The following is a 4,298-nucleotide window of genomic DNA, read 5'->3' as shown; positions in this document are numbered from 1 at the left end:
TGCTCGGGCGGGACCGCCGGGCGGGCACCCGGGGGAGGCGCGGCGCGTTGCTCGGGCGGGACCGCCGGGCGGGCACCCGGGGGAGGCGCGGCGCGTTGCTCGGGCGGGACCGCCGGGCGGGCACCCGGGGGAGGCGCGGCGCGCTGGTCGGGCGGGACCGCCGGGCGGGCACCCGGGGGAGGCGCGGCGCGCTGGTCGGGCGGGACCGCCGGGCGGGCACCCGCGGGAGGCGCGGCGCGCTGGTCGGGCGGGGGGGCCGGGCGGCCACCTGAGGGTGGCGCGGCGCGTTGCTCGGGCGGGACCGCCGGACGGGCGCCCGGCGGCGGCGCGGAGCGCTGGTCGGGGGGTACGGCCGGACGGGCCCCCGGCGGTGGGTTCGCGGGCCGCCCGGGCGGCTGATTCAGGGGCATGCGTGGATCCGGCTGCTGCGGCCGGTGGGGGGCATAGCGGTCCTCCCCCGGGTTCGGTCCGGGGCGAGGTGCCGGTACCGGACGCGGCCCGGGTGGGCCGGATCGATCCGCCGGAGTGCCGGGGCGCTCGGGCCGGCGCAGTTGCGGGGCCGGCTCCCGGAACGCGCCGGGGCGGTCGCGGTCCAGTTCCGGATCGCCGGGATGGCCGGTCATATCCGTCTCCGGGCCGGGAGCTCGAGGTGCCCGCTCCCACGGTGCGCTGGGGGACCGGCGGGCTCGTGGACCGTCGGGCTGTCGACCGGGCTGCTGCCGATGAGCGGAGGATTCATCGTCGCTCATCATGCCTCCTGTATCGCCCGGGCCCCGCGCGGCGGTTGTCCCCTGTGTCGCGTCGAACACATTGTCTCGGCGTTCGCGCGCGACGAACGGTCGGTAATGCGTCCAACTACGCACCGGCACCCGGGTGAACCCGGGCAGCCGGTGCGCACCCTTCCATCTTCCATGGGTCGCGGGTCCGGGTCACCCTCTCCCGGCCGTGCGCACCACACGTGGCCGTGGGAGCGTCGGAGCCGGCCCCGAACATGCGGCGGACGCGCAGCACGCGGCACACGAGATCCTCGGGAAACCGCCGCCGGTCCGTCCCGCCGGCGGGGAATCCGCCGCTACACCCGTTCCCGGCCTCGGGGCGCCGGGCGCGTCGCTTCCCGGGCCGTCTCGCTCGCCTGCGGTCCGGACCGGCCCCGTCCACGCCGCCGCGCCCGGCCCAACCGGACGACCCGCCGCCGCAACCCGGGATCGATACCTTTGTCGGCGGGATCGCGTTTGCCGTGGAAACGCCGCCACAACCGGCGCCCGGCCAGCAGGAACAGCAGGGCGGCCGCGCATGCGGTGATGATCGCCAGGATCTGGCCGTAGGCGTTGGATCGCACCGAGATCGAGGTGGCGTGACCCAGCGGCACCCCCTCCGGGGTGCTCAGCGAGATCGGCACCACGAGTTTGCGGCTGTCACTGACCTCGGTCGGGATCTGGAACGACCGGGTACCGCGCGGCGGCAGCAACTGCTCGCCGATATCGGTGATCTTGGTTTCCGCCGGTGCGTCGATGCGGAACCTGATCCGCACCGACACGGGCAGATCGTTGCGGGCCACCAGCAGCAGCGGACTCGACTCGGAGGCCAGCGTGTACACCCCGCCGGGCGGCAGGACCGATACCGAACGGAAGACCTCGTCGACCGTCGATGTCGCCTTCTCGAGCCGGCGCGCAGCGAAGACCTCGGCCTGCGCGGTGGGACCGCCGCGCCGGTCGGACAGCGACAGCGCGCGCACCAGATCGTCGCGCAGCGGATCGAGATAGGCGCGCGGGGTCGGCGCCGCCTCGGGCACCTCCACCATTGCCTGCAGCAGCTGCGAGATCCGATGCGACTGGTCGCGGGCGGGGGTCGCGAAATGGACCGGCACCGCCTCCACGGCCGCCTCCGGCAGCGGGGCCAGCTGATACGGGACAGGATCGGGCGCCTGACCGACGAGATCGTCGAACGGCCGGGGATCGACCAGCTTGTTCTCGACCAGCAGGTCGAGCTGGCGCAGCAGCGCGGCGGCCTCGTCGCGATTCGCGCCCCACTGCTGCGGCGGCATGATCAACTGCGAACGCGGCCGGCCCGGATCGGCCTGCAGTGCCCGCCAGGACACCGCCCCCAGCGCGTCCTGCAGCCGCGCGGTCCGGGAATCGTTGGTCACCGCGTACCGCGCCGATTCCGGGACATAGGCCGGGGTGGGTGGATTGGATCCGACCCCCGCCAGCGCGGCCGCGGGCCAGATGTCGAAGGTCGCCACGCGCAGCGCCGGATCGGCCGTCGAGGAACCACCGCCGCCGGGCTGCGCCGGTGCGGCCCCCGCCGGGGTCTGTGCCGGCGTACCCGGATCCGGCTGCGCGCCGTTGTCGGCGGTGTCACCGGCGGGCACCGCATCGGGGGCGTCGCCGAACTCGGGAGCCGGCGCGGGCGGCGGAACCGCCCCCGGCACGCCGGGCAGCCGCACCAGATCGGGGACGGCCGCGTACGGGTCGCCGGCACCGCCCTCGGGCGCCACCGCGCTGGCGGCCAGCACCGCGGTCCCGAAGCCCTGATTCCTCAGGAGCTGCGCCGCGCCCTGGTCCAGGCTGCTGGCGTCGGGCAGGCTCACACCGCGAACGGACCGGGTGTTCAGGATGGAATCGACGATCGTCGCCGGCGCATCCAGCGCCCGCGCGGTGAGCGCGGGGTCGGCGGCCGCCGCGAGCGCCGCGATATCCACTTGGGCGAAGGGCAGCGCCACCGTGCACATCGAGGACGCCAGATTCCGCAACCGGTCCAGCCAGGCCTTCGCGGATTCGGTCCCCGAACCCGGACGCGTCGCGCCGTCCGGATCGGACGGGCTGGCCAGCACTCGGTAATCGCTGGTCATGGCCTGCACGGTGAGCAGCAGATCGGGGTCGATCGCCAGACAGACCGCCGAAGACGGTCCGCCGGCTGCCCGATCGTCACCGAAGACCGTCTCCAAGGCGCCCACCAGCTCGTCCAACCGGCCCCCGCGGCTCACTGCCGCGGCCAGCTCGTCGTCGGTCAGCTCGACCTCCCGGTCCAGGTCGCCGGTCTGCCCGGCCACCATGCGGGGCCGATCGGCCAGCGGCCACAGCAGCGTTGTCTGCACCGGCGGTGCGGCGGGCGCGGGCAGCGGCGGATCGCTCCCGTCCGCCGCCGCCGGCAACCCCAGCACCGGCAACAGGAACCGCGCATCGTCCAATCGCGCCTGGCCACCGTAATCCGGAGTCCCGTTCACATTCAGCAGCAGCGGGTACACACCCGGTTCGGTGATGTTCAGCGAAGTCCCCGACGCGTCCCGCAGCGGGACGGTCATGGTGAACTGCCGGCGCTGTCCCGGCTCCAGCCGCGCCGCCACATCCTGGAAGGGCGTCGGGAGCTCGTAATTCACCTGATCGAGTTTCAACGCCGTACGCAACTCGCTGGGGTCCGATACCGGCCGCGCCCGCTGCACCCGCACGGCCACTTCCTCGACCCCGCGGTCACCGATATTGGTGACCGTTCCCGCCACCGTGAGCACCGGCTCACTCTGCGCGGTGACGGTGCCCGGACTCACCGAATCGAGGGACAATTTCAGGAACTGCGGCACCGAGGTGTCCTCGGCCGACCCCGTGGGCTGGGCGTGAGCCGGGGATCCGAGCAGCGCGGGCAGCGCCGCCGAACCGAGGATGGTCAGGATCACGAGCATGATCCGACTCAGTCCACGCGTCATCGCTTGCCGGTCTCCATCCGGTCGATCAGGCGGTTCGCCACCTCGGCCAGCCTCCGCTCATCCGCGTAGGCCAGCCTCGAGTTCAATTCGCTCAGCGGTACCCAGTCCACCTGGGTGACCTCGACATCCGCGTCGGACAATTCACCACCGACCGAACGCAGCAGAAAATGATGCACCGTTTTGTGTACCCGCCGACCCTCGGTGACGAACCAGTAATCGATACTGCCCAATTCGGCGACGACGACGCCCTGGATACCGGTCTCCTCGGCGACCTCCCGGATCGCCGTTTGTTCCGAGGTTTCGCCCTCTTCGATATGTCCTTTGGGCAGCGACCATAGCAGCCGGCCCCGCCGGTCGGTACGGCCGATCAAAGCAGCGCAACGGGCTTCCGGCGGACCGTCCAGCCCACTTACCACCAAACCCCCGGCCGAAGTCTCCCGCACGGTACGCATACGAGGTTTCGCCGCACCACCGGCCGAACCACGACGCCGCGGCTGGCGGCGTCTACTGTTCGCACGATCGGCCGGAGACACTACGCAATACTAGAGCAGTGTCTTTTGGCGGCGCCTCCGGCGCCGCGGGGTCGAGGCCCCCGAAG

General features: G+C 73.0%; 2 protein-coding genes and 1 pseudogene. 1 reads left to right on the top strand and 2 read right to left on the bottom strand.

Annotation, left to right across the window (positions count from 1 at the left end; all coding sequences use genetic code 11):
- Positions 1-272 (top strand): annotated as a pseudogene (locus ACLML9_RS27980) (hypothetical protein); the annotation flags it as partial.
- Positions 273-1,072: 800 nt separating this feature from the next.
- On the opposite strand, the gene ACLML9_RS27975 reads toward ACLML9_RS27980, so the two are convergent.
- Positions 1,073-3,700, bottom strand: a complete 2,628-nt coding sequence (locus tag ACLML9_RS27975) for a DUF6049 family protein (protein ID WP_411948305.1) — start codon at positions 3,698-3,700, stop codon at positions 1,073-1,075.
- Positions 3,697-4,233 (bottom strand): NUDIX hydrolase, encoded by a 537-nt coding sequence (locus tag ACLML9_RS27970; RefSeq protein WP_411948304.1) that lies wholly within the window; start codon positions 4,231-4,233, stop codon positions 3,697-3,699. The genes ACLML9_RS27975 and ACLML9_RS27970 overlap by 4 nt, the downstream gene beginning before the upstream one ends.
- Between the last annotated feature and the right edge of the window lie 65 nt (positions 4,234-4,298).

The sequence above is a fragment of the Nocardia sp. NPDC002869 genome, from assembly GCF_046764065.1.
Classification (GTDB): Bacteria; Actinomycetota; Actinomycetes; order Mycobacteriales; family Mycobacteriaceae; genus Nocardia; species Nocardia rhamnosiphila.
This window is presented reverse-complemented; position numbering and strand designations above follow the sequence as displayed.